Here is an 18,109-nt window from a genome sequence, read left to right as displayed (position 1 = left end):
CGCCAATCCTTGTGGCACATCTCTATGATATAATAATGGAAATGAATTGAAAACGAGGTGGCTTATGATTCTTTCAATGCGCAATCTTTCCTATCGTAGACAGGGAAAAACTATTTTAGACAACCTTTCATGGGAATATGCTAAAGGAGAGCAATGGGCTGTTCTTGGTTTAAACGGAGCTGGTAAATCGACCTTATTGCGTATTTTAACAGCTGAATTTTGGAAGAGTTCTGGTGAATTGAGCGTTCTTGATATTGAATTTGGAAAGGGGGACATTCCAAGTTTACGGACCAAGATTGGGATTGTCGGATCCTTTTTAGCCGAACGCTTTCCGACTGATCTTTACGCAGAGCAAATTGTCCTCACTGGAAAGTATAAATCGTCTATTCTCTATCGTGAATATGGTGAAAAGGAATTGCAGGAAGCAAAGGATATGCTAGACAGGATTGACGCAGCTCATCTGATTGGCCGAACCTATGCCAGCTTATCTCAAGGAGAGCGCCAACTACTGCTCATTGCCCGTAGTCTCATGGAAAAACCTCAGCTGTTGATTTTAGATGAGGCAACGGTTGGTCTTGATTTACTCGCCCGTGAACGCCTACTCAAACATATCGAACAAATTTGTCAACTTCCTGAAGCGCCAGCAATTATCTATGTGACCCATCATGCTGAAGAAATTACCCAATCCTTTACCCATGTCCTCCTACTAAAAGAGGGTAGGATTCTTGCAAAGGGATCTAAAGAAGACATTCTAATCCCTGATATTCTGAGTCAATTTTATGACCAGCAGGTGGAGCTTATCCCACTTGGTGAAGACCGGCTCTTTATTAAACCACTAATATAAGCAAATGCAAACAGACAGATTTGGATTACTCCTAAATAGCGGAGCAGTACAAAGGTGTCTGTTTTTTCTGATTTCTTCCTTTTCTAGTGCTTTTGTAGTTGACTGAAAATGACTGCCAAACATTCATTATACTAAAATAACCAACTTATCCACCATTTATAGTGGATTGAGAACTGAACACGGACTAAGAGCTGTGTAAAAAAGAGACGCAGATGTTCCAACTTTAGTTGGTTACAACTGAGGCTCCCTTTAGTGGGGACGCAGATGTTCCAGCTTTAGCTGGTTACAGTTGAGGCTCCCTTTAGGGATAGATTGCCTTGTGTTCATCGAACACATCGTCCATCTCCTATCTTACCGTAGCTCTTACGAGCTTGCTCGTTCTACAGATACGGATGCCCTAGGGGTAGACTTTGCTCTTGACGTTCTTTGTATCTCATGAAATTGAACATGGGCTACAACTCACTGATAATCATGTTGGGTTAGAGTTGCTAACGGTAGGTCACAGTAGGCATCTGGTTGTTGTTATCACAACAACCTAGTTGCCTTTGTGGGGGTCTCACGACGAAGCCTAAAGGCTTACTGTTCGGCCGCCTATTTTGTCTAGGAGTTGCTTAACGCCCTTGTATCTTATGAAACTGAACACGGGCTAAGCACTGTGTGAAAAAGAGACGCAGATGTTCCAACTTTAGTTGGTTACAACTGAGACTCCCTTTAGGGATAAGTCTTCCTAGGGTTTGCTGGCTCTTCGTCTGACTTTCTATTTTCACTTTGTGCTTTATACGCCCTCGTATCTTGCGGAACTGAACTCGGGCTAAAAGCTCGGAAAAAAGATAAATGCTCCTAGAAGCTTCCGCTTCTTCGTCGTATTTCCTATTTTTCATTCGCTTTTTTAACGCCCTCGTATCTTATGAATAGGACACGGCAAGGAGCTGCAGATAGAACTGGCGTTCATCAATGCGGCTTAATACTCGTCAAAAATCAAAGTCTGACGCCGTTAACTCACCTTGCTTCAACAGTCCGGCGGACTGTTGAAGGTTGGAAATAAAGATGATGACATCATCCCAGAATGTAGACAAGCCTCACAATTCGGAAAAACATTACAATAATATTTAAATTTCTGTAGTTTCAAGGTTAGAAAATTTGCGAGCGTAGCGAGCACAATACCGCCACCTCCGCCGTGCTAAAAGTGGGAGTGAGACAGACGTCGTGATTTCGTTGAAATCGATTATCCTCGCTCCTTTGTTTCTGGGCTCGGGCTAAAATAATCCACTGGATTATTTTACTCCGAAGGAAGTCGCTGATGTCCGAAAGCACATAAGGATGGTGGCAATAAAAAGACTTTTTCTTCAAGCTGAGATGACGACATCCTCCAACATTGCATCCGCACTATCTAATAAAGTATCGAAAAATACGAATGTTGATAGTAAGTATTACTTAAAAAGCCTATCAATCCAGCGATTGATAGACTTTTCTTATCCCTTCCTAGCGTAATTCACCATGTCATACGGCAAGGTATTCACAGTTTCCTTGAGGGAATAATTTTCTAAATTATTGACATTCTGTCGCAAACGCTTAGCGTAACTAGGCGAAATCAGTCCCTGATCTTCGTATTCAAAGATGATTTTACGTTCCAGATAGTAACCACGTAGCATTTCAACAATATTGGTCGGTTTCATCCGGGTGATAACCCGTTCAATAAAGGCTCCACTACCAATAATCGCTGTTTCACGCAAGCGAGAATCCTGTAAGAAATTGATCAGCGAATTTTTATAAATCCCCTTCAAATGCTCCAAACTCTCAACAATCACCTCCGTATTGGCAAGATAGAGCTCTGCAATACTCTCGATTTCTTCCTTGGTCAAATGGCGTTTTTCCTTTTTCCGCCAAGAACGCAATCTGGCACCCAATGTCACAATTTCATGGAGAATAAGACGAGAAACACGCCAAAAAACAATCCAAAAATAGGTAAAACGAGAAGCAAAATTTCGGTTAATTCGCTGTTCCATTCCTAAAAGATAACGCTGATAAAGGTGATAGGACCGATCATCAATCTTTCCTTCTTCATAGGCCTGCTCAAGACCATCATTTTCAATACTCAGAATCAAGAGTTGAAGACTTGCCAGATCCTTTCGAACAGTCTTATCTTCCCGCTCTAAAATCAGGTTTTCGATACGACCATGATAATTATCAATCGCTGCATAGAGTGGTCCTTTAATCTTGGTATGTGCCAAATCCGCTTCTAATTCCGTCACTACGTCATTTAAAATTGCGATGTGCATCAGATATTCCAGCGTTTCTTCCTTACTTTCAGATAGACGTGGCAATACGACCAAGCCCGTCAAGAAACTGAGTAAGGTAACGCCTGCAACAAGAAAGAGTAAGAGAGGATATTCTCGTTCTAAGCTTGCTGGAATTAACAAAATCGTTGCAATGGAAACCGTTCCCTTAACTCCTGAAAATGTCAGCAATAGACTATCTTTCAAGGCATAGGTCATCTTTTTCTTTGCGCGCTTCATCCGATAGGCATAAAAACCATAAATCATGAGAAAACGGATACTAAACAACAAGAAGGTGAGAACAAAAATAGTAATCAATAAAAAGAGATTATCATAAATCGGACTGCTCAGAATCGGCTCTAAAATCATCTGTAATTCAATGCCTAACAGAATAAAGACAGACCCATTTAACATAAAGGTAACAGTGCCCCAAACTGTTTCAGTTACTGTATCAACCTGAGCTTCCAATAAGGTAATATTTTTAAACCGACTAGCCTTAAAAATCCCTGCAACGACGACTGCAATAATCCCTGAAACGTGGACTTCTTCAGCTAGAAAAAAGGTGAGTAAGGGCAGGCTTAATTCCAATAATAATTGACTCGCAATATCAGAAGCTCGGGCATGTAACAACAGGCGGTGCAAACTTTGATTGAAAAAGGCCGTCATCGCTCCAATTGCAAAACCACCTACAATGGAAATGAGTAGCGATACACTAGCTTTTTCTAGTGAAAATTCACCTGTAAGCCAAGCTGCTACTGCCACTTGAAACGCAACCAAGCCACTCGCATCATTCAGCAAGCCTTCTCCCTTTAAGATACTCTCGACACGCTTTGGGAATGTAAAACGATCCGATAGAGAAGAAAAGGCTACTAAATCTGTAGGACCAAGCGCTGCCCCTGCCGCCAAGCAGGCCGCTAACGGAAGACTAGCCCAAAGAAAATTTGCCATATAACCTAGGCTAAGAGTTGAAATGAAAATGACTGGGAAAATAAGATACAGCACAATATGCCAGTAGCGCAGAATACTAGTAACATCACTTTCTTCAGCTTCACGAAACAAGAGCGGTCCGATGACCAAAGCAAGAAAAAATTCCGTGTCAAGATGAAACTTTCCTTGTGGTATACACAGACCTAACAAGGCTCCGGCAACAATCTGTAACAATGGTAACGGCAAACGTGGAAACAATTTATTGGCTGCATTTGATGCAATCAAAACCAGCAAAAATACAATTAAATAAAGGAGTATTGTCATCCACTACCCTCCTTATTGTTCCTTACAACATTGTTCAAATAACAGTTTTTGTTCAGAAATCTTTTCATCAATCTTCGACAGGTCCCGATGTTCAATTTGCTTTTGGCACCGTTCCATTTCAAGACTGACCAACTTCTGTTTAATTTTGACCATTTTTTTGCTTAAATGCGCATCGTCAAATTTTTTGGCGAGTTGTTCCCCCGTATTGGAATCAACATACTTACTTCTCAGTCCTGCTAATTTTTCCTGTAGATATTTTTTATCCATGATTGTATTCCTTTAATTTTTCAAGCATTAGTAAGAAAGGTGGCTGATTGATCTGATTGAGGGTTTGATAAATCGTCACGGTAAATACTTGTTGTGGTAGCTGAGACACAAAATCAAGCACTGCATCTCGCTCACAAACACCACCTTCATGTCCATAATAGACCATGATTGCAATTCGACCACCCAACACCAAGCCTTGACATAATTTTTCAAGTGCGATAATAGTCGTGTTGGGCTGTGTGATAATCGATTTGTCTGCACTTGGCAGATAGCCTAGATTAAAAATCCCTGCTTTTACCTCTTCTACATAAACATCAAGTTGCTCATGTCCTGCTAAAATCAACTCAGCATTGGTCAGACCAGCCATTTCCAAACGCGCTCGAGTCTGCTCAATCGCCTGTTCTTGTATATCAAATGCAAATACTTTTTTGGCTCTCTCAGCTAAAAAAAGAGTGTCATGCCCATTGCCCATGGTCGCATCCACCACGATATCTTCCTTGGTAATGACTTCTCCTAAAAACTGATGGGCCATTTCTAATGGTCTTAACATGTCAATTTCTGCTCCTTTGCTCTACAGCCCTGGACGCTACCACGGCGACGCATCTCTGTTTCAATGGCATTGAGAACTTCCCACTTATTGAGGCTCCACATTGGTCCAATCAGCATATCGCGCGGCGCATCTCCTGTAATCCGATGAATGACGATATGCTTGGGGATAATTTCTAACTGGTCACAAATAATGTTCACATATTCTTCTTGACTCAACAGTTGCAGCCGTCCTTCATGATAATCTCGCTGCATACGGGTATTAGTCATCAAATGAAGCAAGTGTAATTTAATGCCTTGAATATCATTATCCGTTACGCAACGGCGAACATTTTCAAGCATCATCTCGTGTGTCTCGCCGGGTAAACCATTAATCAAATGAGAGACAATTTCAATCTTAGGAAATTTACGCAATCGTTTCACAGTTTCAACATAGAGTTCATACGAGTGAGCACGGTTAATCAAATCAGATGTTTTTTCAAAGGTTGTCTGAAGCCCCAACTCCACTGTCACATGCATTTTCTCTGACAATTCTGCTAGATAGGCAATCGTTTCATCTGGTAGACAGTCTGGTCGAGTTCCAATATTGATTCCCACTACTCCAGGCTCATTGATGGCTTGCTCGTACCGTTCTCGAATCACCTCAACCTTTTCATGCGTATTGGTAAAGTTTTGAAAATAGACCAAATATTTCCGAACATCTGGCCATTTACGGTGCATGAAATCAATTTCCTTATAAAATTGTTCACGGATAGGCGCATCAGGTGCCACAATCGCATCGCCAGATCCTGACACCGTACAAAATGTACAACCGCCTTTTGCCACCGTTCCATCACGATTCGGACAGTCAAATCCCGCATCAATCGGTACTTTAAAGGTCTTTTCTCCAAATAATGTTCGATAATAATCATTCAAAGCATTGTAAGATTTCATTCTCTTATTCTACCACATTTCCAGCAGTGAAGTAGCAAAAACATCTTAAAAATCATTTTCTTTCTACTTTTTCAAATGGTTTACGAATAGATAGGTATGAAGATAATGTTATTAATGTTTGTCGGAGCTTCTATTGGCTCCTTTCTCAGTGTGGTCATTGACCGTTTTCCTGAAAAATCCCTACTCTTTCCAGCTAGCCACTGCAATCATTGCAAACAGTCGCTGAAATGGTGGGACATGATTCCAGTTCTATCACAACTGGTGCTAGGATTCAAATGCCGCTACTGCAAAGGAAAGATTCCCTACTGGTACCTAGGTTTGGAACTGATTGCTGCAGGCTTGATTGTTTTACTAGGTCAGGGCTTGATTTCATGCTTACAATGTATCTTATTGTTTACAGGTACCATATTATCCATTTATGATATCAAACACCAAGAATATCCATTGATGGTTTGGGGTGTCTTTACTTTTCTTGCTCTGCTATTTTCAAGTCTAAACTGGGTATTTTGTACTTTCATTATCCTTTCCCTAATCACTGAAAAATACCGACTACCAATCGGATCAGGTGATTTTTTCTACCTAGCTAGCCTATCTCTACTCTTTCCTTTAACAGAGCTTCTCTGGCTAATCCAACTGGCGAGCTTGTTTGGCCTATTGATTTTTAGCATCTTCAAACCAAAATCCCTCCCCTTTATTCCCTATCTCTTCTTAGCCAGCTTAATTGTGCAAGTAAGGTAGAATCCTATGTCCAAACCTTATCGTTCTAAACGCCTATGCTGTCATATAGTGAATTGAATAAAGGTTAGGACATCGTTATACTCTATAAAAATCAAAATCTGACTAGGCAACGAAATCGTAGCTAGAACTAAAGTTCAGCAAGGTGAGTTAACGACGTCAGACTTTGATTTTTGACGAGTATAAGTCGCTTTGCTTCAATAGTCCAGTAGACTGTTGAAGGTTGGAAATAGGGATTATGGAGTAATCCTCAATTAACGCTAGTTCTATCTGTAACTCCTTGCCTTGTCCTATTACTTTCTAAATCCATTGTAATCTCTCCTTACTCGTACTTCTAGTGCTAGGTTCTTGAAAAACAGGTTACTGGACCTATCGCGCGCGCTCGTTTCTTGGCGAGGGAAAAACAGTCCTCTGGACCTAACTCGCGCTCTGGTTTCTTGGCGAGGGAAAAACAATCCTCTGGACCTATCGCGCACTCTGGTTTCTTGGCTCGTGAAAAAACAGTCCTCTGGACCTAACTCGCACTCTGGTTTCTTGGCTCGTGAAAAAACAGTCCTCTGGACTGTTTCAGAATGTAGACAAACCTCATAATTCAGAAAAACATTACAATGATATTTAATTTTCTGTAGTTTCAAGGTTAGAAAATTTGCGAGCGTAGCGAGCACAATACCGCCGCCACCGCCGTGCTAAAAGTGACAGAAAACGTTATTAAATGAAGGTTTTCTGTCACTCGGCATCTTCGAGACCTTAGACTCGAAGATGAATCATGGAATTCCGAAGGAAGTCGCTGATGTCCGAAAGCACATAAGGATGGTGGCAATAAAAAGACTTTTTCTTCAAGCTGAAACAGTCCTCTGGACTGTTTTTTTATGCTATACTATAGTGATAGGAGGAGAATAAGATGAACATTTATTCTGATGATAGTTTAACGCTACATACCGATTTGTATCAAATTAATATGGCTCAGGTTTATTTTCAGCAGGGAATTCATGAGAAACATGCTGTTTTTGAAGTGTATTTTCGAAAACTGCCTTTCCATAATGGTTATGCAGTATTTGCTGGCCTAGAGCGTATTGTGCGCTACCTATCAAATCTTTCATTTACGGAAACAGACTTGGACTATTTACGTCAGCAGGGCTATCCAGAGAATTTCCTAGATTATTTAAAGCAATTAGAATTTTCGTTAACCATTCGTTCTGCTAAGGAAGGGGACTTGGTTTTTGCCAATGAACCAATCATGCAAATTGAGGGGCCACTTGCCCAATGCCAATTGGTTGAAACAGCCATTTTAAATATCGTCAATTACCAAACCTTAGTTGCTACCAAAGCTCGTCGCATCAAAGCCATTTTGGAAGATGAGCCACTTCTTGAATTCGGTACACGCCGTGCACAGGAAATGGATGCAGCCATTTGGGGAACACGTGCAGCCTATGTCGGTGGCGCTGGTGCTACTTCCAATGTACGTGCTGGAAAAATTTTCGGTATTCCAGTAGCTGGAACCCATGCGCATGCCCTTGTCCAAACTTACGGTAATGATTACGATGCCTTTAAGGCCTATGCTTTGACCCATAAAAATTGTGTCTTCCTTGTCGATACCTATGATACCTTGCGTCTTGGTGTCCCTGCTGCCATTCGTGTTGCAAAGGAATTGGGAGATAAGATCAACTTCTTAGGCGTTCGGATTGACTCGGGTGATATGGCCTACATTTCTAAAAAAGTTCGACAACAACTTGATGATGCCGGCTATACAGATGCTAAAATCTACGCTTCTAATGACCTTGATGAAAATACCATTTTAAACCTAAAAATGCAAAAGGCTAAAATTGATGTCTGGGGTGTTGGAACAAAACTCATCACAGCCTATGATCAACCAGCACTTGGTGCCGTTTATAAGATTGTTTCGATTGAGGATGAGAATGGATCTATGCGTGATACCATTAAACTTTCCTCTAATGTGGAAAAAGTATCCACACCAGGTAAAAAACAAGTTTGGCGTATTACCAGTCTTGAAAAAGGAAAAACAGAGGGCGACTACATTACCTTTGCTGATACAGATGTTAGTGAAATGACCTCTATCCACATGTTTCACCCAACCTATACTTACATCAATAAGACAGTAACTGATTTTAAAGCTGTACCTCTCCTAATTGATATTTTTGATAAAGGGCAACTTGTCTACGATTTACCAAGTCTACCAGCTATTCAAGAATATGCCAATGAGCAATTTGATCAACTTTGGGATGAATACAAGCGCATGCTGAATCCACAAGATTATCCAGTTGATTTAGCACAAGATGTTTGGGATAATAAGATGAAACTCATTCAACAAGTTCGCAACCAAACACGCTTACGTTAAAAGGAGCAACCATGAGCCTACAAGAGAGAATTATCAAACAATTAGGTGTCAAACCCGTCATCAATCCTCAGGAAGAAATTCGCAAGTCGATTGATTTTTTAAAAGACTATCTGAGACAACACCCTTTCTTAAAGAGTTATGTTTTGGGTATTTCTGGCGGTCAAGATTCCACTCTAGCTGGCCGATTGGCTCAGCTTGCAATGGAGGAAATGAGAGTAGAAACTGGAGACAACCGTTATCAATTCATCGCTGTCCGTCTTCCATACGGCATTCAAGCAGATGAAGACGATGCCCAAGCAGCGCTTTCCTTTATCAAACCTGACATGAGCCTAGTCGTGAACATCAAAGAAAGTGTCGATGCCATGACAAAAGCCGTTCAAGCAACTGGAAGTATCGTATCTGACTTTAATAAAGGAAATATCAAGGCCCGTAGTCGCATGATTGCCCAGTATGCCCTTGCAGGGAGTTACCAAGGTGCTGTGATTGGAACAGATCATGCTGCTGAAAATATTACTGGCTTCTTTACCAAATTTGGTGATGGTGGTGCCGACATCCTACCACTTTTCCGTCTCAATAAGCGTCAAGGAAAAGCCCTCTTAGCAGAACTTGGAGCAGACCGAGCCCTCTACGAAAAAATTCCAATAGCGGATTTGGAAGAGGAAAAACCGGGATTAACAGATGAGGTAGCTCTTGGAGTAACCTACGACAAGATTGATGACTACCTAGAGGGCAAAACAATTGATACTGAAGCCCGAGCAATTATCGAGAACTGGTGGAAGAAAACAGAACACAAACGCCATCTTCCTATTACCATTTTTGATGATTTTTGGAAATATAGTGAATTGAATAAAGATTAGGACATCGTTATACTCTATAAAAATCAACATCTGACTAGGCAACGAAATCGTAGCTAGAACTAAAGTTCAGCAAGGTGAGTTAACGACGTCAGACTTTGATTTTTGACGAGTATTAAGTCGCTTTGCAATAGTCCAGTGGACTGTTGAAGGTTGGAAATAGGGATTATGGAGTAATCCTCAATTAACACCCGTTCTATCTGCAGTTCCTTGCCTTTTCCTATTCCTTTCTCAATCCACTATGAGAATACTGTTCCTATTTTTCATTATCTATCCCCTTGTACTCTCAACTTTATAGAAAAACACAATCAGCAACTTTTAAGGGTCGGCAATATAACCGACCCTTATTTTCTTATTTTAAACGTGAAGCTGCTTCTTCGTCGACAATAACATAAACATTTGCATGGTTTTGTAAGATGCTTGCTGGGACCTCTGCTGTTACTGGTCCTTGTACCATCTGATGAACTGCTTCTGCCTTACTTTCTCCATAAGCCATCAGTACAACCGTCTTAGCAGACATGATAGAGGCAATTCCCATCGAAATAGCTTGTGTTGGTACATCTTCTGCCTTTTCAAAGAAACGACTGTTGGCCTCTATCGTTGACGGTGTCAAATCTACCACACGTGTCAAGCCATCAAATGACGAACCAGGCTCATTGAATCCAATATGGCCATTACGACCGATTCCCAAAATTTGGAAATCAACTGGATTTTCTGCAAGTAAAGCATTGTAGCGTGCCACTTCCTCATCCAAATCTTCTGCCAAGCCATTCGGTAAGTAAGATACCTTAAATGGTTTTTTATCAAATAAATGTTCCTTCATAAAGTAAACATACGACTGATCGCTTTCAACTCCAAGACCCACATATTCGTCTAAATTGACGGACACGAGATTTGAAAAATCAAGGTCACTTGCGACTACTTGCTTATAAAATTCAATCGGAGTTGATCCTGTTGCAAGTCCTAAAACCTTAGCTCCTGCTTTCAACTCTTCTTGGAGTAATTCAAAGGCTACAACACCACCTTCAACCTGATCTTTGACACGAATAACTTTCATGTGGATCTCCTTTTCTTTTTTAAGTTTTTTGGTATATACCACTTTTCTTTATTATATTGTATAGACCAATTTTTGTCAAGACCTCGTCATCAATTTATGGTATAATAATGAAAATATCCATAAAGGACCTAAATCGTATGACACTGATGTTATTCATTTTATTTGTCATTGGAATTCTCCTTGCTATCTTTGCCTATTTGATCAAAGAACGAACTTGGTTTTGGATTCCTTTATTTATAATTGGAGGCTTGCTGATTGCCCTTCCATTTTTGGTACTAATTTATTTCTTAACCTTACCCTCAATGAACTAAGGAGATGTATGAACACTGCTGATTTTGATTTTCACTTGCCTGAACACCTGATCGCTCAGGTTCCTCTGAAACAACGAGATGCTTCTCGTTTATTGATTCTTGACCGTAAAAAACAAACGATGGTCGATGCCCGTTTCGACCAAATTATCGATGAATTAGAGCCTGGTGATGCGCTCGTCATGAACAATACCCGCGTTTTGCCAGCCCGTCTATATGGCGAAAAACCAGAAACCGGTGGACATGTTGAATTGTTGCTCCTAAAAAATACGCAAGGTGATCAATGGGAAGTTCTTGCAAAACCTGCTAAACGATTGAAAGTTGGAAGCAAAATCTCCTTTGGCGATGGTCGCTTGACGGCAACAATTATTGAAGAATTAGAACACGGTGGGCGTATTGTAGAGTTTGCCTATACTGGCATTTTCCTTGAAGTGCTAGAAAGTCTTGGAGAAATGCCACTTCCACCCTACATTCATGAAAAATTGGACGATCGTGAACGTTATCAGACTGTTTATGCGAAAGAAAATGGCTCTGCTGCTGCACCGACTGCTGGACTTCATTTTACTCAAGAACTACTAAAAAAAATAGAAGCAAAAGGCGTCAAACTTGTTTATTTGACCCTTCATGTCGGTCTGGGAACTTTCCGCCCTGTATCTGTTGATAATCTAGACGAACACGAAATGCATTCTGAATTTTATACCTTATCAGAAGAAGCTGCGGCTACTTTACGAGAAGTAAAATCATCTGGTCACCGAATCATTGCAGTAGGTACAACTTCGATTCGCACCCTAGAGACGATTGGAAATAAATTTGATGGAGAGATTCAAGCAGACTCAGGCTGGACCAACATTTTTATCAAACCAGGCTATCAATTCAAACTGGTCGATGCCTTTTCAACCAACTTCCATCTACCGAAATCAACCTTGGTTATGCTAGTATCTGCCTTTGCTGGACGTGAATTTGTTCTTGAAGCATATCACCATGCTATTTTAGAAGAATACCGCTTCTTTAGCTTTGGCGATGCTATGTTTATCAAATAAGCAAAATCTCCCTCGCACATTTGCAAGGGAGGTTCATTTTTTCTTATCAACTAGCTAACTTAGAACGCTAATCATATTGTCGTAAGAAATCTGATAATAGAGCTAGACCTGTTTTCAAGGTACTAGCTTGTGTACAGTAGCCTAAGCGAGCATAGCCAGGCCGATCAAAGCGGTTGCCAGGTACTAATAAGACACCTTTTTCCTGCAATAAGCGCAGACAGAACGATTCGATTTCCTCAGGAATATCCAGCTTAATAAAGGATACTGGAACAGCACTTGGATATACCAAACTGACACGTGGCTCTTCTTCCACCCAATCTCTGACTAGCTGTAAGTTTTCTGCTACAATGGCTTGATTTCTCGCTAATACTGCATCTTTATTCTGTAGCACATAGCTTGCAAGAGCATCATCCACCATCCCTGCACAAATCATGGTATAATCACGGTATTTTCGAAACAAATTGGACAGGTCATCATTTGCCACAATCCAACCAACTCGTACCCCAGCCACAGAATAAGTCTTTGACATGCTGTTAACTGAGATACCTTTTTCATATAAATCCACAATGGCTGGCACATCATAACGCGAATCCAAGGGTTTATAGACTTCATCAGACAAAATATAAGCTCCCACTTCTTGAGCAATGGATACCAGCTCCTCTAAAAATGGGCGTTCCATGACAGCACCAGTTGGATTATTGGCATTATTGATGCAAATCATCTTGGTATTTGGACGAATCATGCTACGTAGCTCATCCAAAGAGGGTAACCAGCCTTCCTCCTCATGAATCTGCCAAAGAGAAACTTCTGCCCCTAGCGATTTCGGAATATCATACAACTGCTGATAACTAGGATACAGCGAAATGACATGGTCCCCTTTTTCAATCAAGGCGTAAAGGGCCAAATGATTGGCTCCTGTTGCTCCATTTGTCTGAAGAATTTGGCTCGTTGCTACACGTTGATAGAGTTTTGCAACCTCCTCCTTAAAGGTAGGCGAACCCTCAATCCAGCCATAATTCAACTTCTTCTGTAACAATTCTCTCAAAAATTCTTCCTGAGAACGTCCGCCCAAGGCTAGAACTTCTGTGACTGTCAGCGAGTCAATCGAACTCCCAGCAATATCATAGACCGCCTGATTTTCCCAATCATTTAACCATTCTTCTACACCAAATGCTGCAATCTCCATACGAACTCTCCTCTCCAAAAGACTTACCATTCTAGTGTATCATATTTATGCAAAAAATGATTAAAAAAACAGTCCAGCGGACTGTTTTTTGATCGTTCTCATCTTATTTTGCTGCTTGGTACAATTCGTTGACCTTGTTCCAGTTGATGATTTCAAAGAATGCTTTGATATAATTTGGACGAACATTGCGGTAGTTTAAGTAGTAAGCATGTTCCCATACATCAAGCGCCAAGATTGGTGTCAAACCATTCATGATTGGTGTATCTTGGTTTGCAGTTGAAACAATTTCTAATTTACCTTCTTTATTGACAACCAAGAAAGCCCAACCTGATCCAAAACGAGTTGTTGCTGCTGTTGTAAAGGCTGCTTGGAAATCGTCAAATGAACCAAATGTAGTGGCAATCTCTGCTGCTAATTCAGCTGGAACTTCTGTTTTGTCTGGTGACAATAATTCCCAGAAAAGAGCATGGTTCAAATGACCTCCACCATTGTTAATCAAGGCTTGGCGAATATCTGCTGGGATGTTTTCTACATTTGACAGCAAGGCTACCAAATCTTCACCAATTTCTGGGTGTTTTTCAAGGGCTGCATTTGCATTCGCAACATAGGTTGCATGGTGCTTATCATGGTGCAATGTCATTGTTTCTGCATCAATATGCGGTTCAAGAGCATCATAAGCGTATGGTAAATCTGGTAAAATAATTGCCATATTCGGCCTCCTTTAATCTTCTATACTAATCATTTTACCGCAATTTGAGAGCCTTTTCAATTTTTTTGTCTGAAATCATGTACTGGCAATTTTTAATAAAGCAAGATCAAATAGGTAATCCTTCTCAAATAGTCCTTGCTTGATTTGATAGTCCGTTTCAATCAAAACTTGCATTACTTTTTTGAGAAAAGAAAGAGTGAGCGAACGCGAATCGCGCAGGGCAAATTTCACTTGAAAAGGATTGATTTTCCGGCCTGCTATCTCTGATAATGTTGCAACAATCTGCTGTTCTCCTTGTCCTTCTTTTTGCAATAACTGTACCTGCAAAAAAAGCCGAAATTGATTGAGCAAGATCGCAATTAATTTAATTTCATCTTCGCCTTGTAAGCGCAAATCACGAACTAATTGCCTAGCTGGATCAATCTTACCTTGCAGAAGAAGTTGGCTCATATCAAATATATTATCCTGTAAGGTCTTAGGAATAGCTTGCTCAATATCATCTAAACCAATCTGACTACTGCCCTTATAGGACTGCAAAAAAGCGAGATTCTTGTGCATCTCAGCAAAATCAAGATTTGACTTCATCAGGAGCTGTTCAAAAACGTGATTCTCCATGCTAAGACCCATTTCTTTCGTTTTTTGCATGAAAAATTGTCGAAATTCTACTTCTTTGAGAGCCGTTGCTTCCAACACAAGACCATCTCGTTTTAAGAGTTTTACTAGACGGCGTTTGCTATCTAATTTTCCTGTGGCAATAATAATCAAGCGGGTTGTTTCAACTGGCTGAACAAGATACGCCTCAAATTGCTTGAGTTCTTCATCACTTAAATAGCGTTTCTTATCTGTCGTTACGTCTGCAAAATAATCTAATATGACAATTTTTTCATCCGAGAAAAAAGGCAAGGATACCAAATCAAGTTCCACCTGAGGATAGGCTATCTCTGACATATCAAAATAAGCATAGCTCAAATCACTACTGTCAAAACCAATTTGTTTCAGTAGCGCTTCTTTGGCCAATTGAAACTGGCCAACATCTTCTCCCGTTAGGACTGTCACTAAACCCAATCTTTCCTTGCTTAATTTCTGAATCTCATCAATAATGGTCATGGCTTCCTCACATTTCTTTTCTTTATTATATCAGAAAAACAAAACAGGTGCTATATTAGGCTTAAGGGGACTTCTCCCCGATTTTTCCCCGACCTTCTGGACAAGGTCTTTTCTTCTGCAAAAAAAAGAAGCTGGGCAAAAACTAGCTGCTCATATATAAAAAACGAGCAATTCCAATTAGGAGTTGCTCGTTTTCCATTTCATGCTTTATAATTATAATAACCACAAAACAACTAGAAAGGCATGAAAATGTATAAACAGTATAACACAAATCAGCTTAGTTTGGAATTAAATATTGCTTGGGACTTACCTGCTACGCATGAGGCACGTCTGATTAGTCAGTTTGTGGATACTATTCCTCAATCCGTTCTCCTAGAAGAAACTTCCCACACAGGTCGTCCTGCCTTTCATCCAGCTATGTTGCTCAAAATGACCCTATTCGCCTATGCTCGCCAAGTTTTCTCTGGTAGAAAAATCCTCCAAATGAATGAGGAAGTCATTCCTATGAAATGGCTGAGTCAGGATACCTACGTCTGTTATCGAACCATAAATAGTTTTCGGGCCTCTACACACGCCAACCAGCTTATCAAAACTGCTTTCATCTACTTCACTCTCCTCCTCAGAGAGAATGGATTGATTGAAGATAAAGCTCTCTTCATTGACGGGACTAAGGTAGAAGCTGATGCCAACAAGTACTCCTTCACGTGGAAAAAGGCCGTTGAGCGCTATGAAGATGCCTTGAATGGAAACATTTCTGCCCTCTATGACAAGCTAGTCCAAGAAGGGGTGAATACTGCCTTGTCCAAGGAAGAATGTCTCACTAGCGAGGGACTAAACCAACTCCTACAAGAGACCGAACAAGTACTAGATGAGTTGGAAAATGCTATCTCACAAGAGCCTAAAGTCATTAAAGGTGGATCGACCAACAGACAGAAACGAAGAAGAATTAAGAAACTTAAGAGAAAGTTGAAAGAGGATTTTCTTGTTCGGAAACAAAAGTACGAACGAGATAAACAGATTTTACAAGAGCGAAATTCCTATTCTAAAACAGATCCTGATGCGACGTTTATGAGGATGAAAGAGGATCATATGAGGAATGGTCAGCTCAAACCTGCTTACAACCTTCAACTTGGTACAAATAGCCAGTTTGCCTTAGCTTACGGATTGTATCCGAATCCAACTGACACTCGTACACTCAAACCTTTTCTTCAATCCATCCAAACCTTAGAACTCTTTCAACACATTGTCGCGGATGCAGGTTATGGTAGTGAAGAAAATTACAGCTTTATCGTTGATGATCTGGAGAAAACGCCTCTAATTCCCTACGGAACATATCAGAAAGAGCAGAAGAAAAGCTACAAGAAGAGTGATGCCAATCCTGAAAACTGGACTTACCTAGAAGATTCTGACCAGTGGATAAAACCAGCTGGAGTTGTCTACTCGTTTAAGAATTATTCACGAAGAACGGAAAAGTATGGATTTGAGAAAGATAGTAAGATTTACGAAGCTGATCCTGTACAAGCTAGTGAAGAGTTAGACCAATTAGCACGGACAGAGAAAGGAAACCTCAAACAAATTCAGTATAATCCTACGTGGAACTATTTCAAGAACTTAGTCAAAGAGGAATTGACAAGTAAAGAGGGAGCCCGCATTTATGCCAAACGCAAGGTGGATGTCGAACCTGTATTTGGTAGGATGAAGGGTGTTTTTGGCGTGCGCAGAGTGCATGTCAGAGGTCAAAAAGTGGTTGAAACTGAGATAGGATTCCTCCTAATGAGCATGAATCTCACGAAATTGGCTAAGAAATTAGTCCAAGATAATAGAGATAAAAATAAAAACACAAATAGTTCGGCTGGATTTCATCAAAATCAGCTTGAAGCTATCTGTGTTTTTTATTTACTGGCTAGTTTTTGCCCAGCCTCCTCCGTCTTCTGAAATCCCCTCTTGGTGTACCGTGACGGTAATCGGTGTCTTACAAAATTGGGGTAAAACAAGCTGTGGAAAATTCATCAGATTGCCCTCCCCGTTAATCCTGTCTGTCGCAACAGTTCGTAGGTACTGCGGTTCATAGCGATACCGTTCATAGTCACTACGTTCCAACTATCTCCGAATTGCATTGACACACCGTTGATACTATAGCTAGAAACTGCGGTCGCAAGCAAATCCGCATTCTCGACCTCAAAATCAAGCAATTGACAACAGACCTTTTGAATCACCGACTGTTGAAAAGGCGTAAGATTCTCAAATCCTACGCCCTTAATTCGGTTGAAAGTCAGGCTGTCAACCTTGTCTGCCACTTGAGCCAGTCGCTTTTTTAGGTCGTCACCTTGATAAGTGCCAAGGTATTCCGTGGTGTAGTAAGTCGCATTTGCATACATCCTACTCACCAGCTTTATCAACTTTATCTGCTTTATCAACTTTATCTGCTTTGTCGGCTTGCTTTAGTTTCTTGATTTCAGATTTCAATTTCTTATTTTCTTCAACAACCTTGTCATATTCTTCAGCGCTGATAGCCTTACCAGCGCCCGATTTTACGACTTTACCGTCTTCCAAAATATCAAATCCTTGTGCTACGTACACTTCAATTTGACTTTTATCAATGTCATAGACCTTGTTTCCTTTTTCAGCTACATATGCCAT

At 40.6% G+C, this 18,109-nt stretch carries 16 protein-coding genes and 1 pseudogene; 7 read left to right on the top strand and 10 right to left on the bottom strand.

The window, feature by feature from the left end; translation table 11 throughout:
- Nucleotides 1-64 precede the first annotated feature (64 nt).
- Nucleotides 65-844: an ABC transporter ATP-binding protein gene (locus J5M87_RS03010; protein WP_154608685.1), complete on the top strand. Its 780-nt coding sequence runs from the start codon at nucleotides 65-67 to the stop codon at nucleotides 842-844.
- A gap of 1,472 nt (nucleotides 845-2,316) precedes the next feature.
- Here J5M87_RS03010 and J5M87_RS03005 read toward each other — a convergent pair.
- The 4 genes from J5M87_RS03005 to J5M87_RS02990 are packed head-to-tail and all read right to left on the bottom strand — an operon-like array spanning nucleotide 2,317 to nucleotide 6,117.
- Nucleotides 2,317-4,371: a cation:proton antiporter gene (locus J5M87_RS03005; protein WP_154608684.1), complete on the bottom strand. Its 2,055-nt coding sequence runs from the start codon at nucleotides 4,369-4,371 to the stop codon at nucleotides 2,317-2,319.
- 12 nt (nucleotides 4,372-4,383) lie between these two features.
- On the bottom strand, nucleotides 4,384-4,638 hold the full coding sequence (locus J5M87_RS03000; RefSeq protein WP_154608683.1) for a hypothetical protein: 255 nt from the start codon (nucleotides 4,636-4,638) through the stop codon (nucleotides 4,384-4,386).
- Nucleotides 4,631-5,188, bottom strand: coding sequence for a class I SAM-dependent methyltransferase (locus J5M87_RS02995; RefSeq protein WP_154608682.1), 558 nt, complete (start codon nucleotides 5,186-5,188; stop codon nucleotides 4,631-4,633). Before J5M87_RS02995 ends, J5M87_RS03000 begins: the two co-directional genes overlap by 8 nt.
- Nucleotides 5,182-6,117: a TIGR01212 family radical SAM protein gene (locus J5M87_RS02990; RefSeq protein ID WP_154608681.1), complete on the bottom strand. Its 936-nt coding sequence runs from the start codon at nucleotides 6,115-6,117 to the stop codon at nucleotides 5,182-5,184. Before J5M87_RS02990 ends, J5M87_RS02995 begins: the two co-directional genes overlap by 7 nt.
- Nucleotides 6,118-6,213: 96 nt before the next feature.
- Here J5M87_RS02990 and J5M87_RS02985 point away from each other — a divergent pair, with 96 nt between their 5' ends.
- The 3 genes from J5M87_RS02985 (at nucleotide 6,214) to nadE (ending at nucleotide 10,065) form a co-directional block, all read left to right on the top strand.
- Entirely contained in the window at nucleotides 6,214-6,855 is a 642-nt protein-coding gene (locus J5M87_RS02985; protein WP_154608680.1) for a prepilin peptidase, read from the top strand.
- Nucleotides 6,856-7,759: 904 nt separating this feature from the next.
- Nucleotides 7,760-9,208, top strand: a complete 1,449-nt coding sequence (locus tag J5M87_RS02980) for a nicotinate phosphoribosyltransferase (RefSeq protein ID WP_160463279.1) — start codon at nucleotides 7,760-7,762, stop codon at nucleotides 9,206-9,208.
- An 11-nt stretch (nucleotides 9,209-9,219) separates the two neighbouring features.
- Nucleotides 9,220-10,065 (top strand): ammonia-dependent NAD(+) synthetase, encoded by an 846-nt coding sequence (gene nadE / locus J5M87_RS02975; protein ID WP_154608678.1) that lies wholly within the window; start codon nucleotides 9,220-9,222, stop codon nucleotides 10,063-10,065.
- Nucleotides 10,066-10,414: 349 nt separating this feature from the next.
- Here nadE and J5M87_RS02970 read toward each other — a convergent pair whose 3' ends face one another.
- Nucleotides 10,415-11,119: a glucosamine-6-phosphate deaminase gene (locus tag J5M87_RS02970; RefSeq protein ID WP_154608677.1), complete on the bottom strand. Its 705-nt coding sequence runs from the start codon at nucleotides 11,117-11,119 to the stop codon at nucleotides 10,415-10,417.
- A gap of 137 nt (nucleotides 11,120-11,256) precedes the next feature.
- Here J5M87_RS02970 and J5M87_RS02965 point away from each other — a divergent pair, with 137 nt between their 5' ends.
- Complete coding sequence (locus J5M87_RS02965; protein ID WP_154632451.1) at nucleotides 11,257-11,430, top strand: hypothetical protein; 174 nt, start codon at nucleotides 11,257-11,259, stop codon at nucleotides 11,428-11,430.
- Nucleotides 11,431-11,438: 8 nt separating this feature from the next.
- On the top strand, nucleotides 11,439-12,467 hold the full coding sequence (gene queA, locus J5M87_RS02960) for a tRNA preQ1(34) S-adenosylmethionine ribosyltransferase-isomerase QueA (RefSeq protein ID WP_154608676.1): 1,029 nt from the start codon (nucleotides 11,439-11,441) through the stop codon (nucleotides 12,465-12,467).
- A gap of 67 nt (nucleotides 12,468-12,534) precedes the next feature.
- Here the strand turns inward: queA and J5M87_RS02955 are convergent, their stop codons facing one another.
- The 3 genes from J5M87_RS02955 to holA all read right to left on the bottom strand — a co-directional run bounded on the left by J5M87_RS02955 (nucleotide 12,535) and on the right by holA (nucleotide 15,469).
- Nucleotides 12,535-13,653, bottom strand: coding sequence for an aminotransferase (locus J5M87_RS02955; RefSeq protein WP_154608675.1), 1,119 nt, complete (start codon nucleotides 13,651-13,653; stop codon nucleotides 12,535-12,537).
- A 103-nt stretch (nucleotides 13,654-13,756) separates the two neighbouring features.
- Complete coding sequence (sodA, locus tag J5M87_RS02950) at nucleotides 13,757-14,362, bottom strand: superoxide dismutase SodA (RefSeq protein ID WP_154608674.1); 606 nt, start codon at nucleotides 14,360-14,362, stop codon at nucleotides 13,757-13,759.
- 75 nt (nucleotides 14,363-14,437) lie between these two features.
- Complete coding sequence (gene holA / locus J5M87_RS02945) at nucleotides 14,438-15,469, bottom strand: DNA polymerase III subunit delta (protein WP_154608673.1); 1,032 nt, start codon at nucleotides 15,467-15,469, stop codon at nucleotides 14,438-14,440.
- A 249-nt stretch (nucleotides 15,470-15,718) separates the two neighbouring features.
- On the opposite strand from holA, the pseudogene J5M87_RS02940 reads away from it, so the two are divergent.
- Nucleotides 15,719-17,279 (top strand): annotated as a pseudogene (locus J5M87_RS02940) (IS1182 family transposase); the annotation flags it as partial.
- A gap of 199 nt (nucleotides 17,280-17,478) precedes the next feature.
- Here the strand turns inward: J5M87_RS02940 and J5M87_RS02935 are convergent.
- Both J5M87_RS02935 and J5M87_RS02930 read right to left on the bottom strand, forming a co-directional pair.
- Entirely contained in the window at nucleotides 17,479-17,847 is a 369-nt protein-coding gene (locus J5M87_RS02935) for a head-tail connector protein (protein WP_154608254.1), read from the bottom strand.
- Between the two features lies 1 nt (nucleotide 17,848).
- Nucleotides 17,849-18,109: a hypothetical protein gene (locus J5M87_RS02930; RefSeq protein WP_154608253.1), complete on the bottom strand. Its 261-nt coding sequence runs from the start codon at nucleotides 18,107-18,109 to the stop codon at nucleotides 17,849-17,851.

The sequence above is a fragment of the Streptococcus sp. zg-86 genome, assembly GCF_017639855.1.
Taxonomy (GTDB): Bacteria; Bacillota; Bacilli; order Lactobacillales; family Streptococcaceae; genus Streptococcus; species Streptococcus zhangguiae.
The sequence above is the reverse complement of the archived record's forward strand: the minus strand, read 5'-3'. Positions and strand labels throughout refer to the sequence as shown.

Bases quoted from the DNA above. Each gene is read 5' to 3' on its own strand.
- J5M87_RS02935 (WP_154608254.1), bottom strand. From the start codon at position 17,847: ATGTATGCAAATGCGACTTACTACACCACGGAATACCTTGGCACTTAT.
- J5M87_RS02985 (WP_154608680.1), top strand. From the start codon at position 6,214: ATGAAGATAATGTTATTAATGTTTGTCGGAGCTTCTATTGGCTCCTTT.
- J5M87_RS02930 (WP_154608253.1), bottom strand. From the start codon at position 18,109: ATGGCATATGTAGCTGAAAAAGGAAACAAGGTCTATGACATTGATAAA.
- nadE (WP_154608678.1), top strand. From the start codon at position 9,220: ATGAGCCTACAAGAGAGAATTATCAAACAATTAGGTGTCAAACCCGTC.
- J5M87_RS02955 (WP_154608675.1), bottom strand. From the start codon at position 13,653: ATGGAGATTGCAGCATTTGGTGTAGAAGAATGGTTAAATGATTGGGAA.
- J5M87_RS02995 (WP_154608682.1), bottom strand. From the start codon at position 5,188: ATGTTAAGACCATTAGAAATGGCCCATCAGTTTTTAGGAGAAGTCATT.
- holA (WP_154608673.1), bottom strand. From the start codon at position 15,469: ATGACCATTATTGATGAGATTCAGAAATTAAGCAAGGAAAGATTGGGT.
- J5M87_RS02965 (WP_154632451.1), top strand. From the start codon at position 11,257: ATGACACTGATGTTATTCATTTTATTTGTCATTGGAATTCTCCTTGCT.
- J5M87_RS02970 (WP_154608677.1), bottom strand. From the start codon at position 11,119: ATGAAAGTTATTCGTGTCAAAGATCAGGTTGAAGGTGGTGTTGTAGCC.
- queA (WP_154608676.1), top strand. From the start codon at position 11,439: ATGAACACTGCTGATTTTGATTTTCACTTGCCTGAACACCTGATCGCT.
- J5M87_RS03005 (WP_154608684.1), bottom strand. From the start codon at position 4,371: ATGACAATACTCCTTTATTTAATTGTATTTTTGCTGGTTTTGATTGCA.
- sodA (WP_154608674.1), bottom strand. From the start codon at position 14,362: ATGGCAATTATTTTACCAGATTTACCATACGCTTATGATGCTCTTGAA.
- J5M87_RS03000 (WP_154608683.1), bottom strand. From the start codon at position 4,638: ATGGATAAAAAATATCTACAGGAAAAATTAGCAGGACTGAGAAGTAAG.
- J5M87_RS02990 (WP_154608681.1), bottom strand. From the start codon at position 6,117: ATGAAATCTTACAATGCTTTGAATGATTATTATCGAACATTATTTGGA.
- J5M87_RS03010 (WP_154608685.1), top strand. From the start codon at position 65: ATGATTCTTTCAATGCGCAATCTTTCCTATCGTAGACAGGGAAAAACT.